This is a genomic window from Eubacterium ramulus ATCC 29099 (genome assembly GCF_000469345.1).
Classification (GTDB): domain Bacteria; phylum Bacillota; class Clostridia; order Lachnospirales; family Lachnospiraceae; genus Eubacterium_I; species Eubacterium_I ramulus.
Genome location: NZ_KI271108.1, coordinates 173,149 through 194,798 on the forward strand (window position 1 = coordinate 173,149; position 21,650 = coordinate 194,798).

18 protein-coding genes are annotated in these 21,650 nt (G+C 44.2%); 12 read left to right on the plus strand and 6 right to left on the minus strand.

Features of this window, described 5'->3' with window-relative positions; all coding sequences use genetic code 11:
* The first annotated feature begins 618 nt into the window (after positions 1 to 618).
* Both HMPREF0373_RS05475 and HMPREF0373_RS05480 read left to right on the plus strand, forming a co-directional pair.
* Positions 619 to 1,464 carry a Cof-type HAD-IIB family hydrolase gene (locus tag HMPREF0373_RS05475; protein WP_021738642.1) on the plus strand — a complete coding sequence of 282 codons (846 nt, stop codon included), beginning with the start codon at positions 619 to 621 and terminating at the stop codon, positions 1,462 to 1,464.
* A gap of 78 nt (positions 1,465 to 1,542) precedes the next feature.
* Complete coding sequence (locus HMPREF0373_RS05480; RefSeq protein ID WP_021738643.1) at positions 1,543 to 2,283, plus strand: sulfite exporter TauE/SafE family protein; 741 nt, start codon at positions 1,543 to 1,545, stop codon at positions 2,281 to 2,283.
* A 32-nt stretch (positions 2,284 to 2,315) separates the two neighbouring features.
* Here the strand turns inward: HMPREF0373_RS05480 and HMPREF0373_RS05485 are convergent, their stop codons facing one another.
* Entirely contained in the window at positions 2,316 to 3,314 is a 999-nt protein-coding gene (locus tag HMPREF0373_RS05485; RefSeq protein ID WP_021738644.1) for a magnesium transporter CorA family protein, read from the minus strand.
* Positions 3,315 to 3,533: 219 nt separating this feature from the next.
* On the opposite strand from HMPREF0373_RS05485, the gene HMPREF0373_RS05490 reads away from it, so the two are divergent.
* The 8 genes from HMPREF0373_RS05490 to HMPREF0373_RS15995 all read left to right on the plus strand — a co-directional run bounded on the left by HMPREF0373_RS05490 (position 3,534) and on the right by HMPREF0373_RS15995 (position 12,512).
* Complete coding sequence (locus HMPREF0373_RS05490; RefSeq protein ID WP_021738646.1) at positions 3,534 to 4,232, plus strand: septum site-determining protein MinC; 699 nt, start codon at positions 3,534 to 3,536, stop codon at positions 4,230 to 4,232.
* 83 nt (positions 4,233 to 4,315) lie between these two features.
* Complete coding sequence (gene minD / locus HMPREF0373_RS05495) at positions 4,316 to 5,107, plus strand: septum site-determining protein MinD (RefSeq protein ID WP_021738647.1); 792 nt, start codon at positions 4,316 to 4,318, stop codon at positions 5,105 to 5,107.
* 14 nt (positions 5,108 to 5,121) lie between these two features.
* Positions 5,122 to 5,412: a cell division topological specificity factor MinE gene (minE, locus tag HMPREF0373_RS05500; RefSeq protein ID WP_021738648.1), complete on the plus strand. Its 291-nt coding sequence runs from the start codon at positions 5,122 to 5,124 to the stop codon at positions 5,410 to 5,412.
* A 418-nt stretch (positions 5,413 to 5,830) separates the two neighbouring features.
* The gene (locus HMPREF0373_RS05510) at positions 5,831 to 6,334 is read left to right on the plus strand and encodes a CarD family transcriptional regulator (protein WP_044963015.1); all 504 of its coding nucleotides are present in this window, start codon (positions 5,831 to 5,833) and stop codon (positions 6,332 to 6,334) included.
* A 192-nt stretch (positions 6,335 to 6,526) separates the two neighbouring features.
* Positions 6,527 to 7,906 (plus strand): MATE family efflux transporter, encoded by a 1,380-nt coding sequence (locus HMPREF0373_RS05515; protein WP_021738651.1) that lies wholly within the window; start codon positions 6,527 to 6,529, stop codon positions 7,904 to 7,906.
* 90 nt (positions 7,907 to 7,996) lie between these two features.
* Complete coding sequence (locus HMPREF0373_RS05520) at positions 7,997 to 10,417, plus strand: transglycosylase domain-containing protein (protein ID WP_021738652.1); 2,421 nt, start codon at positions 7,997 to 7,999, stop codon at positions 10,415 to 10,417.
* 68 nt (positions 10,418 to 10,485) lie between these two features.
* Positions 10,486 to 11,784 carry a 3-phosphoshikimate 1-carboxyvinyltransferase gene (aroA, locus tag HMPREF0373_RS05525; RefSeq protein ID WP_044963109.1) on the plus strand — a complete coding sequence of 433 codons (1,299 nt, stop codon included), beginning with the start codon at positions 10,486 to 10,488 and terminating at the stop codon, positions 11,782 to 11,784.
* 128 nt (positions 11,785 to 11,912) lie between these two features.
* Positions 11,913 to 12,512: a DUF6465 family protein gene (locus tag HMPREF0373_RS15995; RefSeq protein ID WP_021738654.1), complete on the plus strand. Its 600-nt coding sequence runs from the start codon at positions 11,913 to 11,915 to the stop codon at positions 12,510 to 12,512.
* Between the two features lie 241 nt (positions 12,513 to 12,753).
* Here the strand turns inward: HMPREF0373_RS15995 and HMPREF0373_RS05540 are convergent, their stop codons facing one another.
* Genes HMPREF0373_RS05540 through HMPREF0373_RS05555 form a run of 4 tightly spaced genes read right to left on the minus strand, consistent with a single transcriptional unit; the run spans position 12,754 to position 18,979 of the window.
* Positions 12,754 to 13,713 carry an acyl-CoA dehydratase activase gene (locus tag HMPREF0373_RS05540; protein WP_021738655.1) on the minus strand — a complete coding sequence of 320 codons (960 nt, stop codon included), beginning with the start codon at positions 13,711 to 13,713 and terminating at the stop codon, positions 12,754 to 12,756.
* Positions 13,710 to 14,858, minus strand: coding sequence for a 2-hydroxyacyl-CoA dehydratase (locus tag HMPREF0373_RS05545; protein ID WP_021738656.1), 1,149 nt, complete (start codon positions 14,856 to 14,858; stop codon positions 13,710 to 13,712). The genes HMPREF0373_RS05540 and HMPREF0373_RS05545 overlap by 4 nt, the downstream gene beginning before the upstream one ends.
* Positions 14,858 to 15,775, minus strand: coding sequence for an acyl-CoA dehydratase activase-related protein (locus HMPREF0373_RS05550; protein WP_021738657.1), 918 nt, complete (start codon positions 15,773 to 15,775; stop codon positions 14,858 to 14,860). The genes HMPREF0373_RS05545 and HMPREF0373_RS05550 overlap by 1 nt, the downstream gene beginning before the upstream one ends.
* Positions 15,776 to 15,778: 3 nt before the next feature.
* Complete coding sequence (locus HMPREF0373_RS05555) at positions 15,779 to 18,979, minus strand: thioester reductase domain-containing protein (RefSeq protein WP_021738658.1); 3,201 nt, start codon at positions 18,977 to 18,979, stop codon at positions 15,779 to 15,781.
* Between the two features lie 382 nt (positions 18,980 to 19,361).
* Here HMPREF0373_RS05555 and HMPREF0373_RS05565 point away from each other — a divergent pair, with 382 nt between their 5' ends.
* Positions 19,362 to 19,784, plus strand: coding sequence for an HIT family protein (locus HMPREF0373_RS05565; RefSeq protein ID WP_021738660.1), 423 nt, complete (start codon positions 19,362 to 19,364; stop codon positions 19,782 to 19,784).
* A 96-nt stretch (positions 19,785 to 19,880) separates the two neighbouring features.
* Here HMPREF0373_RS05565 and HMPREF0373_RS05570 read toward each other — a convergent pair whose 3' ends face one another.
* Entirely contained in the window at positions 19,881 to 20,948 is a 1,068-nt protein-coding gene (locus HMPREF0373_RS05570) for an undecaprenyldiphospho-muramoylpentapeptide beta-N-acetylglucosaminyltransferase (protein WP_021738661.1), read from the minus strand.
* A gap of 302 nt (positions 20,949 to 21,250) precedes the next feature.
* Here HMPREF0373_RS05570 and HMPREF0373_RS05575 point away from each other — a divergent pair, with 302 nt between their 5' ends.
* Entirely contained in the window at positions 21,251 to 21,574 is a 324-nt protein-coding gene (locus HMPREF0373_RS05575; protein ID WP_044963018.1) for a hypothetical protein, read from the plus strand.
* Positions 21,575 to 21,650: the final 76 nt, after the last annotated feature.

The following is a 21,650-nucleotide window of genomic DNA, read 5'->3' on the forward strand; positions in this document are numbered from 1 at the left end:
TCTTGTCTTGGATTTTGCTTTCAGATTTGCCCTATTTACTTGATGGCACCGCGTGCCACGCGCGCATATAATCTAACAATAATTCGACTTTTTGTTGCGCACGCAGTGTCGATGTATGAATAGCTAATATTTGAAAGAGTGAATAAATCAGTGCTACCGTTATTACCATAATATTTTTCAAAATTTTAGCTGTACTGGAAACACTGAATGTCGTATTCAGTACGATACTATTACGACAAGTTTTTTAGCGGCATCATTGACAATGTCGTAAACGTAAATGAAGAGAGCAGGCTATTTTTTTTCTGGCAGGCGATTATTAGCCGCCGGAACAAAATAGCCTGCTCTCTTTTTGTAAACATACCGTTTAGCCGCAAAAGAATGATAAAAACAGTGTTACAAATTTTTTGTGGTAGATAAATTGATGCTTGTAAATGACAGGATATTGACGTAGATTTTCCAAATGGGGTATACTGCTAGATATAGTTAATTTAGAATTGTGGGAATACGAAGATGATTATGATCAGATTTTGTGTTATGGGATTTCCTTTTATAAAAAACATTGTCTGATTCAAAAAAATAGAATGACTAACAGTAAGTAGAAAGAAGCAGGATAATACAATGAACTTAGCAGGAAAAAATATAAAATGCATTGCCTTTGACCTGGATCATACGGTGATCAATTCTGATGGAACCATGTCAGATGCCACACGGACAGTGATCGAGCAGGCTATTGCAGAAGGGATAGAAATTGTACCGGTGAGCGGTCGTGCGTTTGCGACATTTCCGGAAAGCATCGGTCAGATCAAGGGCATTTCATACGCGGTGACTTCCAATGGAGCTGCGATTTACAATAAGAAAACAGGAGAGCGGATTCACGGAGTTGCCATTGAATACGCAGATTTACATAGCATTTTGGATGCGTTTGCACATTATTTTCATAATGGACAGATTACATATGAAGCCTTTGTGGACGGTGTGGCTTATGGTGGCAGAGAGTATGTGGAACATCCGGAGGCTTTCGGTGTGCCGGAGCGGAATGTGGCATATGTGCAGTCCACACGAAAACCGGTGGATGACATCATTGCGTTTCTCTCAGAGCATGAAGAAGAACTGGACAGTCTGGATATTGTGGCTGCGGATACAGCGCTATATCAAAAAATTGAAGAACAGATTCCCCTCGTTACCAAATCGGTATACACGACATCGGCGGTATCCTATCGTCTGGAGATCTCACATAAAAATTCCGGAAAAGCAACTGGTCTAGCTTATGTGTTGAAGCTGCTTGACATTACGCCAGAGGAAACCGTTGCTTTTGGAGATGGGGACAATGATGCGGAGATGCTGGAGTTTGCAGGACTTGGTGTGGCTATGGAAAATGCCACAGAAAATTGTAAGGCGGCTGCGGATATCGTTTGTGATTGTTGCAAAAATGATGGAGTGGCGCGTTTCCTGTACGGCTTTTAGAACGTAAATGTAAGGTGTGAAACTTCCTGAAAAGCCATGTATGCTAAGTACATCGTGTAAATAAGGAGAAGAAATTTTATGATCTGGTTTATCATTGCAACACTGGTTGCATTTTTTATCAAGGGGTTATGCGGCTTTGCAAACACCTTGATTTTTAACGGGATTCTCAGCTACACGGCAAACAATATCAACATTTCACCGCTGGAAGTTGTGCTGGGATATCCAAGTAATATTATTTTAGTCTGGAAAGAGCGAAAATCTCTGAACTGGAAAATCTGGCTTCCACTGACTGCTTTGGTTGTGGCAGGTAGCATTCCGGGAATCTTTTTGCTGAAACATACGGATGCGGGGCTGTTGAAAGTAATTTTTGGCATTGCGGTCATTGTCATTGGCGTGGAAATGCTGTTTCGGGAAATGAAAAGTAACAGAGAAAGCAGCAACAGAAAGCCCGGTGGTTCTAAACTTGTGCTGGTATTGATCGGAATTATTTCCGGCCTGCTCTGCGGGCTGTATGGGGTAGGTGCACTGCTGGCAGCTTATGTGAGCAGAGTGGCAGAAAACAGTCATGAATTCAAGGCAAATATCTGTGTGGTATTTGTGGTGGAAAATACGATCCGCATTATTTTATATGTGGCGACTGGAATCCTGACACTTTCCGTGCTCAAGCAGGTCGTGATCCTGATTCCATTTATGCTGGCAGCAGTATTTCTTGGCATGAAGAGCAGTTCGGTTCTGAATGAAAAAATCATTAAGAAGATTGTGATCATTCTGTTGATTCTGTCTGGTATCGTGTTGATTATCAACAATATTCCAGGGTGAGTTTTCCGGTTAAGCGTATGTGAAAAGCGACGTTATATAATCTTACGTTTTTTCAAAATCCAGAACTCTATGGCAATCACGCAGAGACTGATGGCGATGATCAGCGGATAACCAAAACGGGCATCCAGCTCCGGCATGTGTGAAAAATTCATACCGTACCAGCCGGTGATGACGGTGAGCGGAAAGAAGACGGAAGTCAGAACCGTCATCAGCTGCATGGTTTTATTCTGCTTGTGGTCGGATTGCGCCTGTTCAAAATCCCGCAGGGTCTGGCAGTAATCGATGGACTGTTGTGCCACCTGCTGGAGACGGCAGGCCCGGTCACCGATGAGCTGAAGCAGCTGCAGCCGTTCCGGATCAAAATAGTTCCGGACGTTGCCCTGCAGCTGTCCGGCCATATCATCAATCTGTTCAAAATAATTGCGCAGTCGGGTCAGTTCCCGCTTATTTTTTAATAACCGGGGCATCAGGTCATGAATGTTGCCCCGCATGGCATTTTCTTCCAACAAAAATAATTTGCGTTCATAGGATTCTAAAAGTTCCATATCATCCGTCAGAAATTCCGAAAAAAAACCATATAAGAATAATTCCGGTGACATGTCCTGACTTTCATAACGACGGATCATTGTCTCAATGATGCGGTCAGGCACGGAATCCTCCGATACAAATACAATGCTGGATTCATTGATATAAAACGTAAAACAAAATGATGTTTCCAGCAGCCGTTTCCGGTCAGGGATACACAGACTTCCGGAGATATAGCGGGGATAGATCTCTGCCTTACAGCTTCGAATGATGGTATTTTCCAGACCGGCGTAGGGTGGAAAACGCAGAGAGACTTTTTGCTTCTCCCATTGTGCGGGAGATAAAGTCAGTACGTTTTCTATACAAATGGGATTATTTAAAGTCGAAGCAGAAGAGGCGGGATTCGTCTGGCCGGAATTTGTCTGGTCAGAATCGTGTTGAACAGGATCCGTCTGAATGTAATCTGGTTCTGTTTTTTTCAGGCGAGCATGCAGTGTATAATACATAAAAACTCCTTGGAAATGGTTATGGCAGATTTTGTTATAGAACAGAAACTTTTTGTTTCCGGAATCAGGGAAACAGAAAGATCTGCTGTGGATAGAATATCCGGAAAATGCAGTTTTTATCAGTGGATTCTGACAAAAAGCATTGCATATTTATCCAGATTCGGTATAATTAAATAATGGTGTATCAAAAAGCCATTTCTATAAATTTGGAGGAAATACATGTCACAAGCAGTAGTCATAAAAAGTAACAAATATGGAATTAATCTGGTTCTGGACAAAACAATGCCTTTTCGGGAACTGCTGGTTGCCATAAAGGAGAAATTTCTGGAATCTGAGAAGTTTTTCAAAGATGCAAAAATGGCGATTTCTTTTGAAGGACGTGAGCTGACACAGGAGGAAGAGTACCAGATTATAGAGACTATTACAGAGAATACAAGTATATCGATCATCTGTATTGTGGATAATGATGAATCCCATGCGGATCTGGTAAAGCAGCAGATTGATGCTTACTATGATTCCGTGTCCGGCCGGGAAGGCGAGTTTTATCGCGGTACTCTGCGTTCCGGACAGGTGTTGGAGAGTGTATCCAGCGTCGTCATCGTCGGTGATGTCAATCCGGGAGCAAAAATTATCTCACAGGGCAATATCGTGGTGCTCGGAGCTTTGAAAGGTAATGCTTATGCAGGAGCAGCCGGCGACAGCAACTGTTTTATCGTGGCTCTTGAGATGGATCCGATCCAGATTCAGATTGGTGATATTCTGGCAAAGAGTCCGGATCACAAGAAGATGAAACCACGCAGACTGCGCCGAAAAGAGAAAACTCCGGTGACACCTGAAGCACAGATCGCAGTGGCAAAGGGCGGCAATATTTACATAGAGCCGGTCACACGTGGAAGTTTGAATGATTATACAAGATGAGAGATGATTCCTGCCAGCTGGCAAGGAGCCGTAAAAATGCGAAGCATTCTTGAACAAGTAAAAATGATGGAGGACTGGATGCAATGAGTGAAGTAATTGTTATTACATCAGGAAAAGGTGGAGTTGGTAAGACAACGACTACCGCAAACGTGGGTACAGGACTTGCCCAGCTGAACAAAAAAGTCGTACTGATCGATACGGATATCGGACTTCGTAACCTGGACGTGGTTATGGGACTGGAGAACCGTATCGTATACAATCTGGTAGATGTTGTGGAAGGAAACTGCAAGATCAAACAGGCACTGATCAAAGATAAAAAATATCCGGAATTATATTTGTTGCCGTCTGCACAGACAAGAGACAAGACATCTGTTTCTCCGGAGCAGATGAAGAAACTGACCGATGAACTCAGAGAAGAGTTTGATTATATCCTTCTGGATTGCCCGGCAGGTATTGAGCAGGGATTCAAAAATGCGATCGCAGGTGCTGACCGTGCCATCGTTGTTACCACACCGGAGGTATCCGCAATCCGCGATGCAGATCGTATCATAGGACTTCTGGAAGCAAATGAAGTAAAAAAGACAGAGCTGATCGTTAACCGTCTTCGCATGGATATGGTGAAACGCGGTGACATGATGTCCGTGGAAGATGTATGTGATATTCTTGCGATTCCACTGCTTGGTGCAGTTCCGGATGATGAGCATATCGTTATTGCAACAAACCAGGGTGAACCGTTGGTAGGAACAGATTGTCTGGCAGGACAGGCTTATTCCAATATCTGCAAACGAATCCTTGGTGAGACAGTAGAATTTTTGAATCTTGAAGAGAAGCAGACCGTATTTGATAAACTCAAAAACTTATTTAAGAAAAATTAGGGAGGGCTTTTACCATGGGATTTATGGATTTTTTCAAAAGAAAAAGTTCCGGGGATGTAGCGAAAGACCGCCTGAAATTATTACTTGTATCAGATCGGGCGAACTGTTCCCCGGATGTGATGGAACTGATCAAAAATGATATCATCAAAGTGATTTCCAAGTATATGGAGATTGATGCAGAAGGACTGGATATCCAGATTACCCAGACAGAATCTGATACAGGAAATGGAACCGTTCCGGCGTTGTATGCGAATATTCCGATTCGTGATATGCATCATACACCGAAGAAAGAGGAAGAAAAATAAGAGCAGGCTGAAGGTACAGAGCAAAATGGGGGCAGTCAGTCTGAACGCTTTACAAAAGTCATTTCCAGGGAGTAATTCCCGGAGATGGCTTTTTTATTTGATAGGAAATTATGATGAATTTCCTATCAAACAAAAGCACTTCGTGCAAATGATGCGCACTCGCACGAGAAGAAATTATTGCTTCGCAAGCGTGCTCGGCGCGGGCAAGAAAGCTGTGCTATTGATGATTTTATTCGCGTAAGTGTGTGATAGCACACTTTCTTGCAACTGTAAAAAATACACAAAAACAAATCGACGTATTTTTGCGAAAAGTCACAAAATTATTAAATGAATACCAAATTTACTGACTTTTTGTGGTGGGATGTGGTATACTTTATATAATAGTTGTCAAATGAAGCAGAAGAAAGGAGCGTTGTGTATGTTTGAAAAAGGGGAATATGTCGTATATGGAAGCAAAGGTGTCTGCAGGATACAGGAGATTTCACATGTAGATATTCCCGGTGTCGATCAAAAGCGGCTGTATTATATCATGCATCCGGTGCAGAACAGCGGACAGACGTTGTATCTGCCCACGGACAGTACAAAGGCAGTGATTCGACGGGTAATGACAAAAGAAGAAGCCAACCGTCTGATTCACGACATTCCTTCCATTGAAAAGCTGGAAGTACCGAATGAAAAACAGCGGGAAGCAAGTTACAAGCAGGCATTGCAGGGATGCAGCGGACGGGACTGGATCAGCATTTTGAAGACATTGAACCAGAGAAAAGAAGAACGGCTGGCGGCAGGCAAGAAAATAACCGCACTGGATGAGCGGTATCTGCGGGTGACAGAGCAGGAATTGTACGGAGAACTTTCTGTTGTGTTAGGAATCGAAAAAGAAAATATGCATGATTATATACAGGAGCAGATTGCCGCTTTATAGTGGTATGGATGATTCCGGTTCAAAAAGCAGAGCAATAGATAAAGGATCAGATAAAACACAAAGAGAATGATAAGATAAAGTCAGAACAGGCTTTATCTTTTTTTTTGCAAAAAAAAGTGCTATACTGAGTTAGATAATGTCTTTTGATCAAGCAGGAGGCAGGGAAATATAGTTAAAAGGAGTACATTGTTAATGGAACAGAAAATAAAAGAGAGTTTTTTTACAAAAGATCCGACTTTTTACCGGACGCTGTTTCCACTTTTGATTACCGTTGCATTACAGAATATTGTGGCATACAGCGTGAATATGGCGGATAATATCATGCTTGGAAGTTATAGCCAGAATGCGTTATCAGGAGCGGCAACTGTAAATCAGATTTTTTTCATGGTTCAGCAGATCACTCTTGGAATCGGAGAGGGATTTGTTGTGCTGGGTGCCCAATACTGGGGACAGGGAAGGATGCAGCCGATCCGCAAGCTGACAGGTATCGCATTAAAGCTGGGTCTGATCTGTGGAATTATTACAATTCTGATCTGTACGTTTATTCCGCATCTGGTAATTTCTATTTTTACCAATGATCCGGAGATCATTGCAGAAGGCGTTGCTTATCTGGGAATCATCAAGTATACGTTCCTGTTGTTTATTATTACAAATGTGTTGATGGCAGCATTGCGCTGTGTGGAGACCGTAAAGATTTCTTTCTATATCTCCATCGTATCCCTGATCGTTAATGTGGGAATCAACTATGTGCTGATCTTCGGACGATTCGGTGCACCGGAGCTTGGTATTCGTGGTGCAGCGATCGGAACACTGGTAGCACGTATTGTAGAACTGGGAATTGTTGTTGTATACATGCTGAAAATCGATAAAAAGCTGAAGCTGTTCAGTGAGAATTTTATGAAATTTGACGTAGCTCTTCGGAAGGATTACGCCAAGGTAGAGATTCCGGTTATGCTTTCCCAGGTATTATGGGCGGTTTCCGTACCATTCCAGACAGCAATCCTGGGACACCTCTCTTCTGATGCCATTGCAGCAAACTCTGTGGCAACGACATTTTATCAGTATCTGAAAGTAATCGTGCTGGCGATGTCATCTTCCTCTGCGGTTATGATAGGAGCTTCCGTCGGACGTGGCGATATGAAACGGGTAAAATCCGATGCACGCACGCTGGTTGTTATCGATCTTCTTATCGGCGTGGCACTTGGCGTAGCACTGTTTGTCCTGCGAAAACCGTTACTGACGTTTTACAATCTGAATGATACGGCAATCGTGCTGGCAGATCAGCTTATTATTGTTATGAGTTTTATTATGGTAGGTATGTCTTATCAGATGCCGGTCAGCATGGGAATTATCCGGGGTGGCGGAGATGCCAAGTTTTCTATGGTCATGAATATGATCAGTACATGGGCCATTGTTATTCCGTTGTCTTTTATGAGTGCATTCTGGTGGCACTGGTCCGTTGTGGGCGTAGTCATTATGATCCAGTCCGATCAGGTATTCAAAGGACTGCCGACTTTTATCCATTTCCGCAGCTATAAGTGGGTGAAAAAACTGACCCGTGAGGATGCGTAAGAAAACGGTGGAATATATTCACAATTAATTAAGAACTATTTGTTAATAGATATGGTACAATGAGTGCAAGTCCCCGAAAGGAGTTTATCTATGGCAACGAAAAAGAAAAAAGTGCGTTCACATGTCAAGCGTGTGAAATTACAACAGAAGAAAAATCCTGTTTCGCAGGAAAAATATGAAAAACGACTGAAAGTAGCGAGAAAAAAAGATTTTTTCCGCAGACTGCGCAATGTGATCGTGATACTTGCAATCGCTTTTTGTGCACTGTTTGCCGCAGGCAATCTGATGCTGAAGAAAGCGACCGGACAGACATTGATCGGTTGTATGCGGGAAGCAAAAAATCTGGTTGACAGCAGTACACCGGATACATTCCGGCTGGCACAGACATCCTACATATACAGTGATGACGGTACGCAGTTAGCAGCACTGGCAGAATCAGAAGATGCCACTTATCTGAGCTATGAAGATATTCCGGCAGATGTGGTCAATGCGTTTGTGTCAGTGGAGGACCGTACATTCTGGAATAACAGTGGTGTGGATTACAAAGGAATCCTGCGTGTATGTGTCAATTACGTGAAAACAAAAGGACAGGTAGCAGAGGGGGCAAGTACCATTACCCAGCAGCTGGCGCGTGGAACCTTTCTGTCAAATGAAAAGACGCTGTCACGTAAGATTAAGGAGATTTTTATTGCACGACAGCTGACGAAGAAATATACGAAAGAGCAGATCATGGAGTTTTACTGTAACAGCTGCTGTTTCGCAAATGGTATTTATGGTGTGGAAGATGCATCCCAGAAGTATTTTGGCCGTTCAGTCAGTGATCTGTCACTCTCGGAAACTGCGTATATCTGTGCGATTCCAAACCGCCCGGAGTACTACAATCCGCTGAAAAACAGCGAAAACGCGATCTCACGCCGGAACAAAATCCTGCAGGATATGTACGAATGTGATTATATTACAAAGGATGCAGGTGATGCGGCACTGGCAGAGAACATTACAGTGGCAGAGGTTAGCGACGAAGAAGATACTTTTTACAATTATGAGGCGACCTATGCGATCAACTGTGCAATCCGTTATCTGATGAAACAGGATGGATTTGAGTTCAAGTCTCATTTTGAAGATGATGCCGATTATGATACTTATAATGCGTATTATGACGAGATGTACAAGCAGGCAAAGCACAAACTATACACCGGCGGATACAAAGTTACTACGACCATGAATCTGAAAGCACAGAAAAATCTGCAGAAAATTTTTGATAAAGAACTTGCTTTCAATACGAAGGTGGATGAAAGCACCGGAATTTATCAGTTCCAGGGTGCAATGACGGTTATCGACAACGAAACCGGTAAAGTCGTGGCAATGATTGGCGGACGTTCCCAGGATGAACTGCAGCAGACCTACTCTCTGAACCGTGGATTCCAGAGCTTTAAACAGCCGGGAAGTTCCATCAAACCACTGGTTATCTATACACCGGCACTGGAGGAGGGCTATGATGCCAATTCCACACTGACAGAGATTGACGTGAAAGCTGCAAAGAAGAGCACTTCCGAGAAAATCAGTAAGATGAGTGGAAAGAAAATGAGCCTCCGTTATGCGGTGGAAGACAGTAAGAATGGTTGTGCGTACTCTCTGTACAATATTATTACACCGAAAGTCGGACTTTCTTATATTGAAAATATGAATTTCTCAAAGATCGTGCAGCAGGATTACACGCTCAGTTCCGGTCTTGGTGGTCTGCATCATGGAACGAATACGGTGGAGATGGCAAATGCATATTCTACCCTGGAAAATCATGGTGAGTATCGGCAGGCAGACTGTATTTCCTCTATTCTGGATGCAAGCGGCAATGAGATCTATGAGGAACCGGAGAGTAAAACGGTATACACCCGTTCTGCATCGGATCAGATGACAGATATTCTGGAAGGCGTGTTAAATTCCAGTGCAGGTACGGCAAAAGGATTGAAGTGGAGCAGTGCATCTGATGTGGCTGCAGCTGCAAAAACAGGTACCACAAATGATAATAATGTGGCATGGTTCTGTGGATATACACCGTATTATACGATTTCTGTATGGGTTGGTTACGATTATCCGAAATCTGTAAAAGGTCTGTGGGGTAATACATATCCGGCTTATATCTGGAAGGAAGCAATGCTGTATATGATCGATGGAAAAGATGAGGCTGATTTTGATCTGGAAGGAAAGAAAGCAACCGGAAATAAAAATGTGATTTCCGATGAGGATGACAGCAGTGCACCGGAAGAAAGCACAGATACGTCTGTGACAAATCCGAATGATGCACAGAATACAACAGATACGAATCCGTCCGGCGGGGGTCACAGTACGGATAGCAGTACAGATTCTACAATTGACGGAAATGTACCGCAGGGAACAGAGGATATTTCCGGTGGAACTATATCGAATTCCAATAAATCAGAGTCTGCCGGAGGAAGTTCTGAAAGCAGCAGTACAGGCGGAGAGAGTTCCGGTGAGTCCGATACAACACAATAGATATCAGATGTAAGATGACTTCCACCTCTGCAGGTGGTGAACAACAGGATTATATAGGGAAAAACAGCATGGATAGTTATGAGGTAAAAAAAGTAACGGCACCGGTAAACTGGGAGACGGACGTACCGGGTTCAAAGAGCATCACTAACCGGGCATTGCTTCTGGCGGCACTTTGCCGGGAGCAGGTGCGGCTGCAGGGCGTTCTGTTCAGTGATGATTCCAGACATTTTCTGAGTTCGCTTCAGTCTCTGGGCTATGAAGTGCAGATTGATGAAGCAGCGTGTGCCGTAGAGGTACAGGGTCATGGTGGCAGTCTGCCAGTGACTTCCGGAGAAATCCATGTGGGAAGCGCCGGTACAGCGGCTCGTTTTCTGACAGCAATGCTGGGGGTGGCAGAAGGAACGTTTGTAATTCAGGCCTCTGAACAGATGAAGAAACGGCCGATGAAGCCATTGTTTGAAGCATTGCTTTCGTTGGGGGCTTCCGTGGAATGGCTGGGGGCTGCCTGGCATCTGCCGGTGCGTATCACCGGAGCCGGAGCGCATATCAGAAATCTGTCAGAACAGGCTGTATTGAATCTGGATATCAGCGAAAGTACCCAGTTTCTAAGCGCATTCTTACTGATTGCGCCGCTGTTTCCACACGGAATCAGAATTCATATTACCAGCGCGAAAACAGATGGATCCTATATCCGTATCACGCGCAGAATGATGGAAGAATTTGGCGTGGAAGCAGTATTTGACGGCTGTGATTATATGGTGCAGGCTGCAGGTGGCTATCAGCGGTCCGGATACCAGATCGAACCGGATGTATCCGGGGCGTGTTATTTCTATGCGGCAGCGGCTATGACCGGCGGCAGCGCAAAAGTACATCATGTGCACTGGAGCAGTATGCAGGGTGATATGAAATTCCTGAAACTACTGGAACAGATGGGATGCACATTGACAGAAGAAGACGATGGTATCCGGCTGAATGGTCCATCAGATGGTTTAAAAGGTCTGAAAGTGGATATGAATGATTTTTCGGATCAGGCATTGACCCTGGCAGCTATCGCGCCATATGCTTCTTCGGATGTGACGATTACACATATTGGGCATATCCGCGGACAGGAATGCGATCGACTGCATGCTATCGTAATGAATTTGAAAAATGCAGGAATTACCTGTGAAGAAGGAGATGACTGGGTATGCATTCATCCCGGAAAACCACAGCCGTGCCAGATTGAGACCTTTGACGATCACCGGGTGGCTATGGCATTTACAGTTATGGGGCTGGGGTGTGATGGAATTGAAATTCTGAATCCCGGATGCTGTAAGAAAACATTTGAGAATTACTTTGTCGTGCTGGATAGCTTGTTAAAACATTGACAGAAATTGGGAATGGGTGTACAATTCAAAACGATACAGAAAGAAATAGTTCTTAAACCAAGTCTCATATGCGTTTCATCTGAACCGCGGTGGCGCATGGAAGAAAAACCAGAGGGGGAAAGTGAATTATGGCAAGAAAAAAGACATCCGGTGTACATACAGTAAAGACAACAAATACAGCAGCTCAGAAAATTGAGGCAGCAAAAGCTGTCGTAGAGGAAAAAGCTGCAGAAGTAAAAGAAGCAGTGAAAGAGACCGCAGAGAAAGTGGAAGAAGCTGCAAAAGAGACTGTAGAAAAAGCAACAGAGAAAGCTACTGAGACAGTTGCTGAAGTAAAAGAGACTGCAAAAGAAACAGCTGAGAAAGCAACAGAAGCAACAAAAGAAACTGCCGAGACAGCAAAGGCAACCGTAAAGAAGACTGCTGCAAAAGCAAAAACAGCTACTACCAGAAAAACCACAGCAGCAAAGAAAACAGTAAAAGAGAAAGCAGATGCTGTAAAGACAGAGACAAAAAGAAAAGTAACAAGAAAACCGACCAAGAAAATTGTATTACAGTATCTTGGCAAGGAATTTGATGAGGCTGAATTAACAGAGCGTGCAATTGCACAGTTCAATTCCGTAGAGGGTGGTGTAGCAGTAAAGACGATCACTATGTACCTGAAACCGGAAGATGATGCAGCTTATTATGTCATCAACGATCAGTATACTGGCCGTGTAGACTTTTAAAGTCTTATATTATACTTAAAAAACAAGCTGGATCAAAACGCCAATGCAGGCACGAATGATTTTCTATCTGCGCTGCGCCTTGGAGTTTTGATTCCAGCTTGTTTTATTTACACAGTGGCGATGTCGTGCCGCGCATGCATATAATATTGTATAAAAATAGATGTTATGTTGCATGCCGTAAATAAAAAATCAGAGAAAATTTTCTCTGATTTTTTATTTACATATTAAATTTTAAGCCATCCTACTCCTGACCTTGTTTGATCTCGCCACGTTCGCAGCGATTTCCCCAGGAATCAATGAGTTCCCCATCACGATAAACGCAGATGACCTCACAGTGGTTCGGACAGTTCGGACAAACGACTTCGCGTGTCACGAATTCCATTTCTGCCACATCAAAGCTGAACGGTTTTTCAATTCCGCATCCCAGTGCAAGGATTGCTGCTCCGTAGCAGCCCATCAGATGTCCGTTATCATCTACGATAATTTCTTCTCCCAGAGAGTCTGCAAAGGCCTTTACTACGCCTTCATTTTTACTTACTCCACCTTGGAATACGATTGGAGCAAGTATTTTCTTACCTTTTCCAATATTATTTAAATAATTATTTGCTACGGCATTGCACAGACCGGCAATGATATCTTCTTTTTTGTGTCCCATCTGAATTTTGTGTACCAGATCAGACTCCGCAAATACCGTACAACGGGCAGCAATTGGTGTAGGATTTTTGCTGCTAAGTGCAATCTTACCGAATTCTTCTACTTCCACACCGAGGCGGCGAGCCTGGCTGGAGAGGAAAGAACCGGTTCCGGCTGCACAGAGGGTGTTCATGGCGTAGTCTACGGCAACACCGTTTTCCACACAGATGATTTTGGAATCCTGTCCACCGATTTCAAGGATAGTGCGGACATCCGGGTGCAGGGTGGTGGTTCCTACTGCATGTGCAGTAATCTCATTTTTTACAATGCTGGCGTTACACATGGCACCGACAAGTTTGCGGGCACTTCCGGTTGTTCCGGCAGCAACGACCTGATATTCATTCTGATCAATTTTTTTTCCCAGGGCAGCAATGACTTTTTTGGCAGCGCCCATCGGATTTCCCTCGGTCCAGAGATAGATTCCGGCGAGGATATTTTTTTCTTCATCGATAATGACACCTTTGGTGGAAATAGATCCGATGTCAATTCCTAAATATGCTTTTTTCAAGATTGTGTAACTTCCTTTCTCATGGCAATCATATCATAAAATGCTTCCAGTCGGGTTTCAATACCGGTATCACTGGTCTGCGTGTCATAGTTTAAGTACAGCACAGGGATTTTGTAATCGGAGCTGATGTTATGCAGTACGGGAACCGCATCCATCTCCGGTGTACATCCGAAGGATTTTACATGAACCAGTCCGTCAAATCCTTTTTTGGCATAATGCTCAGCCAGGGCGATGGTGGAAATACTGGAACTTCCCATGTCAAATTTTGTATATTTGCTGGAAAGTTTTTTCTGGATATTGACCCACAGGGAAGATGGAAATTTGTACAGGTCATAGGTGAGATAACCCTTCAGTTTTTTCAGTGTTCCCTTATCCGGGCAGAGCAGTACACTGTTGGAGAGGTTCATCCAGCGATGTACTTCTGCACCCATCTGTGCAAGTTTTTTTTCAATCTCATGATTGGAATAAGGATCCATAATAGTAAAATATTCGCCTACCACACCGACACGCAGTGGATGCGCGGGTTTGTTTTTTGGAATGGCATCAAAATCTGCGATGGCCTTTTTGTAAATACGGTTGACATCACTCAGTCCTTTTGCTTTGCGGAGCTGAGCCAGAAAACGGTTGTATACTTTATCGTAGGAACCTTTTTTAATTTCAAAGCCCATGTTTTGACGGTAGTTATCCTCAACTTTATCAATGACAGTGATCATTCTGGCGGTGGCAGGCAATGCTTTAGCCATTTGGAGCAGCGATGCGTTCGGGGCAAACTGTTTCATGCCTTTTAACATTCCGATGAGATTTTTGTAGCGGAATAGAGTGAGATTAAACATCTCAAAATCGTACCCCATATCTTTTAAAATCTGTTCATGGAGCTCACCATAATAACCCAGGCGGCAGGTACCGCCGGTCTGGATCAGGACGTTGGCACCCTGTTCCAGTGCTTCAATATAACAGCCCATCATACATTTGAATGGTGCACAGACAAAGTCCGGGCTGTATTTTGCACCGAGCTCAATGGTTCGTTTTGTCATGGCAGGTGGAGCAAGATATTCCAGATGCAGTCCGTTATTTACAAAATACTGGATCGGAATGTCATAGTTTCCAAGCTGTGGATAACAGAGTTTATATTTCTTTTCCGGCATTACAGGCGTGCCTCCTTTCGGAAACGGATAATATCAATAAAACTTTCCAGACGGGTTTCAATACCGGCATTTCCGTCCTGGCTGTCCAGCAGCAGGTTCAGAATCGGTCGGTCTTTGATCCGGCGGATGATCATCTCGTTGATCATGGAGTCCGGACCGCATGGAAATGCAGTAAGCAGGATGATGCCGTCTACATCGTTGTGGTATTTTGCGATGGAGCCAAGCAGCTCACGGCTCATGATCCATGGTACGGATTTGCAGATATTCAGAGAATCTTCCTGTGCCTGCTTCAGATCCACTGCATCGGAGCAGATCGGAACTGCATCCAGCTGTTCAATCCCTTTCAGGATCGGTTTGCCGATGTATTCGTCATAAAGGTTGTAGCTGTGTCCGACAACGAGGATCTTGATGCGGTCATCGTGGAGCCTGGCTTCCTCCTCTGCAATGTGTGCTTTCTGTGCAGCCTGCCATGCCTGATAAGATTTCTGGTAGGCTTCTCTTGCTTTTGCTTCTGAGGCACCCAGGGAAACACCGAGCATGACGTAAGCCTGCTCCTCCGGACATTTCTGCTGAATGTCTACGTTGCAGGTGACAAAATCGATGTCATGATCCCGGAAGGTATTGACAGCCATGTCATAGAGTCCCTCGAAGCGGGAGCACATGACGCCGTCTTTTCCGTAATTTGCAATACGCGGAACAAAGACAGCATCACATTTTCCTTCCAATGCGGACACATGACCGAAAAATAATTTGCTGGAGAGACAGTTCTCATCAATGGCGTAGTGGCTGCCTGCATCCATAAGTGTTTTATTTGTATGTGGGCTGATGACAGTTTCGATACCAAGCTCCTGGAAAAACGTATTCCAGAGTACATGGTAACGATAGTAGAGCAGAGCCCGTGGTATTCCAATTTTCATATTTTATATCCATCCATTCTTTTTAAAATAATTCAGGTAAGCACCAAAAAGCTTTTCGTCCACAGGAGGACAGCTGATGCCAGACTGATTGAGCAGTACGTTTGCTTTCGTACAGTCATAGATGGTGTCTTTGCCGATAAAATGGCGCAGCACACCTGGATTGGCATCCGTGCCGCTCTCGAACAGGCATGCCAGCAGCGTCAGAGCATTTTCGGATGCGGTAGCCTGTTTTAGCTTGCTTTTCCATGCACCGAACGAAATGTAGCGCACCGGGTAGCCATGGGCACGGATATAGGAAACGGCCTTTTTCACTGGAACCGGTGCTGGATTTACCAGGTTGAATGTCTGATCCATGGCTTCCGGTTTGCGGGAGATACAGCAGATGGCATCCGCTACAAAATCTACCGGTGTCATATGCATGCAGTAGCTTGTGCGTGGAATTGCCTGCATCTGGATGGTTCCTACGATCATACGGCTGACCATATCGTCCATTTCCCAGATACCGTTGGAAGCACCCGTGATATCGCCTGGACGGTAGATCACAGTGTGAAGACCACGTTTCTGCGCAATGCCGACCAGTTTCTCAGACACCCATTTTGTCTCGGAATAAGCAAGAGAAAAACCGCGCGCCGTGTTAAGCGGATCATTTTCGTAGACCCGTTTTCCTTTGTTGTTTGGTGTGTCGTAAACACTATATGAGGACACATAGTGATAGTATTTCGGTTGTCCGGCACAGGCAAGCCGCAGGGTTTCTACTGTACCGTGGACGTTGGTCTCTTTGAGAAACTCATACGGAAAGATGAAGTTTAAGAGGGCACCATTGTGATAGATGACCTGGATTGTTTGGGCAAGTTCCTGCCACTGTTCGTCCGAAAGTCCGAATTTCTCTGTGGAGAGATCACCGATCACCGGATGCAGAAAGCCGCGATATTCTTCTTTCCAGCATTCGTAGTGTTCCATATTTTTAATCAGTCGTTCCAGACCGGCTTCTTCAGAATCTGCACGTACCAGACAGTACAGATGCAATCCCTCCTTTGGATACTGGGTCAGGATCGCACGGATCAGCTGCGCACCCAGAAATCCGGTGGCACCGGTCAGCAGAATATTTCTGCAGTCCTGTGGAGCTGTTTCATAGGCTCCTGATGGGGAAATTGTCGGATCCAGGTGACATTCCTGTTCCAGATTGACAGCTTTTGAAGTGCCTTTTCCACCGGTCAGTACCCGACGGACGTAGTTAGCCACACCGGAAACAGAGGAATCCAACAGGACTTCCCGCAGATCCAGTTTGACATGGAACCGTTCTTCAATTTTGCTCACCAGTTCGAATCCCATCAGGGAATCTCCACCAAGCTCCAGGAAGGAATCCGTGAGATTATACTGTTCAATATTTAATACCTTTTCGAAAACAGATTTTACCTGAAGCAGGATTTCATCCGCCTTGTCGATGGATTTATCAATAATAGTTGTTTCAGCGCTTCCGGTGCGGTATGCATGGCTGCTGTGCAGCAACTGTAGTTTGCCCTGCTGATACAGATCCCGGGCTTTCAGCATCTGCAGCTTGCCATTATCTGTCCGCGGGATTGCACTTCTTGGCACAAATATAATATCGTAGAAAGAAAATCCAAAACGCTCGGAAACAGCAGCATTAATCTGTCCCACCCGTTTTTGGAAATCTTCTTCCGGTGTGGATTCTACTACAGCAATGACATGTTCCTTATCTCCGTCGTTTGTGGAGAAAAATCCGAAAGCGGTGGTGGCCAGAGCCGGAACTTTCTGTATGATCAATGCCTGCAGATCGCTTGGAAAGATATTGTGGCCGTTGATGATCAACATTTCCTTGATACGACCGGTGATGTAGAGATGACCTTCGTACAGAAATCCAAGATCACCGGTTTTATAAAAGTTGCGGTCATAGCCTTCCAGACGCACCCGGAAGTTAGCATTTTCTTTCAGGTTGCCCCAGTAGCCATTTGCAACGCTGTCGCCGGAGATAAAAATTTCTCCGATGTGCAGATCCGGATAAGGTTTCTTTGTCTTCGGATTGGCAATGACGAGGTTCAGGTCTTTGACCGGTGCACCGACACTGACAATCTCTTTGACCTGTTCGCCTTCTTTTTCTTCTGTCACCAGGACGGCACAGTTTTTCTGATAGGCTTCGTAATCAAGTTTCAGAGTGCGGTAGTCCTGGCTGGCAAAAGTCGCCAGACAGACATTTTCGGCAAGACCATAGCCAGGTGCCATAGCATTTGGCGAAAGCCGGAACATCCTGGAGAATTTCTCTACCGTTTTTGCACTGATAAATTCAGAGCCATTCATAAAATGTGTGACCTGGGTCAGTGGATATTTTGCCGCTTCTTCCGGCGTAAAAATACGGGTACATGCATCAAATGCAGAACCCGGACCGACGGTTAAGGTCAGATTGAAATCATGCAGCATTTTTATCCAGAGCTTTGGGTTCTCCAGAAACTGCATGGTGGACAAGAAGTATGCACAGGCATCTGTGGTGCAGATTGGCATACAGATGGTAACCACGAGTCCCAGGTTGTGGAAAAACGGAACCCAGGTACCTAAGGTACCATGATTGAAATCATAGCATGCCTGACATTGCTCCAAATTTTTCATCAGTGCTTTCCATGTGACACGGACACCTCTTGGTGCACTGGTGGAACCGGAGGTGTACTGCAGGTAAACCAGACGGTTTTCTGTGGCATCTACAATGACATCTTTCCGTTTGTAAGGTGTCAGACGGTCAGTATAGATGCGTTTCAGCCGGATGACACTGGTAAATGCCTCCCGGATCAATCGGCCGGTAAGGCTCACACCGGATTCCTGTTCCAGTGCATAATTGGAGATCAGTGCTTTCGGCTGGCAGGATTTTAATACGGAGATAAACCTTGCGATTTTACCTTCATCCAGAGGCGGCGGGATGACAGTGAACGTAACACCGGCCATCATACAGCCCAGAATCGCATAAGTTGTGCCGTAGTCCTGCATACTGAAGATGACTGCCCGGTCGCCGGGACGAAGTCCTTTTTTTCGGAGGGCATAGGCAATCTCCAGAGATTTATGATAGAGGGAGCGCATGGTGATATTCTGCATTTCCCATTTGCCGTTTTTGTATTCCAGAAAACGGTAGATGACACGTTCCGGAGACTTTTCGGCCCGAGCGGAAAGAATGTCAATGAGTGAGGTTATTTTTTTCATAATAGATTTTTTCTCCTCTGTTTTTTTCTGTTCTATCTATACAGAAACTTTTACTTATTCATAATAGTTCATTCCTATGTGGTTCGCAAGTTAAATAAGTATAAAATAATTCGTTTTTGGAATCTGTTTCAGTTTGCGGGAAAACAAAACATCAGATATTGCAGTACTGATGTTGATTTTCAGATATGAAAGCGGATTGCGAATGTCCGCTTTACTTTTCGGACAAAGTTTTTTATACTGAATTTAACCGAATAAGCTGCAAAGCAGCATTCGGTTATGAGCAAGTAGCGAAGCGGATGGCAAATATCCGCTTGAATAAGGTCAGACAGGCAGAAGAAAATATCATCTGCGAAAAATCAATGCTGACACAGGAGGTATTGCGATGAAAGACGACAACTGTATTTTTTGTAAACTGGCAAACAAAGATATTCCGACAAATATCATCTATGAAGATGAAAAATTTACGGTGATCCTGGATGCAAGTCCGGCAACAAAGGGACATGCACTGATTCTGCCGAAGAATCATGCAGCAAACATCTATGAACTTCCGGATGAAGATGCGGCAGATATTTTTGTCCTTGCGAAAAAGCTTGCTACAAAGATGACAGAGATTCTGCATTGCGATGGATTCAATATCGTGCAGAATAACGGTGAAGTGGCTGGTCAGACAGTATTCCATTTTCATATGCATCTGATCCCGCGTTATAAAAATGATGGAAATGAGGAAAAACTCTGTTGGAATCATGCGGATTTGTCTGCGGAAGAAATTGCGGAAATCTGTAAGACACTGGATATGAGAAACTAGTTTTTGATGTTTTGATACCCTGATCAATATGATGTTAAATAAGAAGAAGGCGTGTCACTGCTACGGTGACGCGCCTTCTTCTTATTTATATACAGATCAGTGCTTTCTCAATTTTTCAATCAGATTGGTAATAGTAGTTACGGCATCCATCTGATCACTGCTTTCCATAGCATGAATGTAGTCGGCACGTTTTGCCCAGACAGTCTGAATCGCTTCACTCAGTGTCTGGTCTGTCAGTTCTTCTTCCTCAATGACATAGCTGAAGCCCTGCTTTTGAAAGGAGTTTGCATTCAGAATCTGATCGCCCCGGCTCGCATTCCTGGACAGCGGAATCAGAATATTTGGTTTGTGCAGTGCCAGAAGCTCGCAGATGGAGTTTGCACCGGCACGTGATATTACCAGTTCGGATACAGCGAAGAAGTCTGCCAGTTCGGCATTTGCATATTCATACTGGACATAACCTTCTGTATTGTGCAGTGTCGGATCCAGATTGCCCTTTCCGCACAGATGGATAACCTGATAGTTTTTCAGAATCTGCGGCAGCAGGCTGCGAACAGTATCGTTGATAATCTTGGAGCCGGAACTTCCGCCTACTACCAGGATTACCGGTTTCTCAGGTGTCAGACAGGTGTATGTATAGGCTCGCTTTTTATCACCATGCAGCAATTCTGCGCGAATCGGGGAACCTGACAATACCGCTTTGCCTTCCGGAAGATGCGGGATCGTTTCCGGGAAGTTACAGCAGACTCTGCTGGCCGCCGGAATGGCAATACGGTTTGCCAGACCCGGTGTGATATCGGATTCGTGGATGATGGTAGGAATTTTAGCATGTTTGGCAGCGAGCACTACCGGAACACTGACAAAACCGCCTTTGGAAAAAACGATATCCGGTTTTAATTTGCGCATCAGGGCACATGCCTGAAAATATCCTTTCATTACTTTAAAGGGATCCGAAAAATTCTTTGGATCAAAATAGCGGCGTAATTTTCCGGAAGAAATACCATAATATGGAATATGCTGCTGTTCAATAAGCCCTTTTTCCATACCTTCATAAGAACCGATGTAGGAAATATCGTATCCGAGTTCTTTCAGTCGCGGCAACAGGGCGATGTTTGGAGTGACGTGTCCGGCTGTACCACCGCCGGTAAGAATGATTTTTTTCATATGATTATCCTCACTATCAATCAATTGTCATTTTTTATCTTATTGTTTTAGGTCATACGATTCTTTAAGAATGCTTCTGATGCATGACGGCAAAATTTTCTTCTTAAATATACACCTATTGCCATATTGAGACAAGCGTTTCTTTTTCCTCCGTGAAAATATCAATTTAATAGGAAGAAAGTGGTCGAAACTTGCGGCGAAAACATGGGCGTACGGTCTTTTTTTATGTGTATGATTTTGTTACACTTGTTATGTATCAAAAAATCAAATTGCCATAAAAAATGGCAGAAGGGAGGCACCGGATGGAGCAGATTCTGGATTTTGTGAGAGGAGTATACACACAGTATTTTTCTGAAATTTGCGTGATGATACTGGGATGTATCTTCGTACTTATGATCATGAATTTACTTGCAGTGAAACGCTGCCGCAGACAGGTGAAGGAGACAGCAAAACGAACAGAAGGAATGATAAAAATGTATTTTGAACAGAAGAAAAATATAGAACAGAATACCGGCGAGAAGCGCAGGGAGCGGACAGGCAGTGCTGAGCAGAAACGGAGCAGAAAAGAGCCATCCAGAGAACAGGAGGAACTCTTCGGAAGTGTGATCCGGGAGATGTTTCCGTAACATCTTTTTTCTGAAAATGACTGGGAAAAAGCAGAATAAAAAACAAATGAAATGTAATGTAATAAAATATTAATAA

Excerpts from the sequence above, each read along its gene's own strand:
- HMPREF0373_RS05475 (WP_021738642.1), top strand. The coding sequence starts at position 619 with ATGAACTTAGCAGGAAAAAATATAAAATGCATTGCCTTTGACCTGGAT.
- HMPREF0373_RS05480 (WP_021738643.1), top strand. The coding sequence starts at position 1,543 with ATGATCTGGTTTATCATTGCAACACTGGTTGCATTTTTTATCAAGGGG.
- HMPREF0373_RS05485 (WP_021738644.1), bottom strand. The coding sequence starts at position 3,314 with ATGTATTATACACTGCATGCTCGCCTGAAAAAAACAGAACCAGATTAC.
- HMPREF0373_RS05490 (WP_021738646.1), top strand. The coding sequence starts at position 3,534 with ATGTCACAAGCAGTAGTCATAAAAAGTAACAAATATGGAATTAATCTG.
- minD (WP_021738647.1), top strand. The coding sequence starts at position 4,316 with ATGAGTGAAGTAATTGTTATTACATCAGGAAAAGGTGGAGTTGGTAAG.
- minE (WP_021738648.1), top strand. The coding sequence starts at position 5,122 with ATGGGATTTATGGATTTTTTCAAAAGAAAAAGTTCCGGGGATGTAGCG.
- HMPREF0373_RS05510 (WP_044963015.1), top strand. The coding sequence starts at position 5,831 with ATGTTTGAAAAAGGGGAATATGTCGTATATGGAAGCAAAGGTGTCTGC.
- HMPREF0373_RS05515 (WP_021738651.1), top strand. The coding sequence starts at position 6,527 with ATGGAACAGAAAATAAAAGAGAGTTTTTTTACAAAAGATCCGACTTTT.
- HMPREF0373_RS05520 (WP_021738652.1), top strand. The coding sequence starts at position 7,997 with ATGGCAACGAAAAAGAAAAAAGTGCGTTCACATGTCAAGCGTGTGAAA.
- aroA (WP_044963109.1), top strand. The coding sequence starts at position 10,486 with ATGGATAGTTATGAGGTAAAAAAAGTAACGGCACCGGTAAACTGGGAG.
- HMPREF0373_RS15995 (WP_021738654.1), top strand. The coding sequence starts at position 11,913 with ATGGCAAGAAAAAAGACATCCGGTGTACATACAGTAAAGACAACAAAT.
- HMPREF0373_RS05545 (WP_021738656.1), bottom strand. The coding sequence starts at position 14,858 with ATGCCGGAAAAGAAATATAAACTCTGTTATCCACAGCTTGGAAACTAT.
- HMPREF0373_RS05550 (WP_021738657.1), bottom strand. The coding sequence starts at position 15,775 with ATGAAAATTGGAATACCACGGGCTCTGCTCTACTATCGTTACCATGTA.
- HMPREF0373_RS05555 (WP_021738658.1), bottom strand. The coding sequence starts at position 18,979 with ATGAAAAAAATAACCTCACTCATTGACATTCTTTCCGCTCGGGCCGAA.
- HMPREF0373_RS05565 (WP_021738660.1), top strand. The coding sequence starts at position 19,362 with ATGAAAGACGACAACTGTATTTTTTGTAAACTGGCAAACAAAGATATT.
- HMPREF0373_RS05570 (WP_021738661.1), bottom strand. The coding sequence starts at position 20,948 with ATGAAAAAAATCATTCTTACCGGCGGTGGTACAGCCGGACACGTCACT.
- HMPREF0373_RS05575 (WP_044963018.1), top strand. The coding sequence starts at position 21,251 with ATGGAGCAGATTCTGGATTTTGTGAGAGGAGTATACACACAGTATTTT.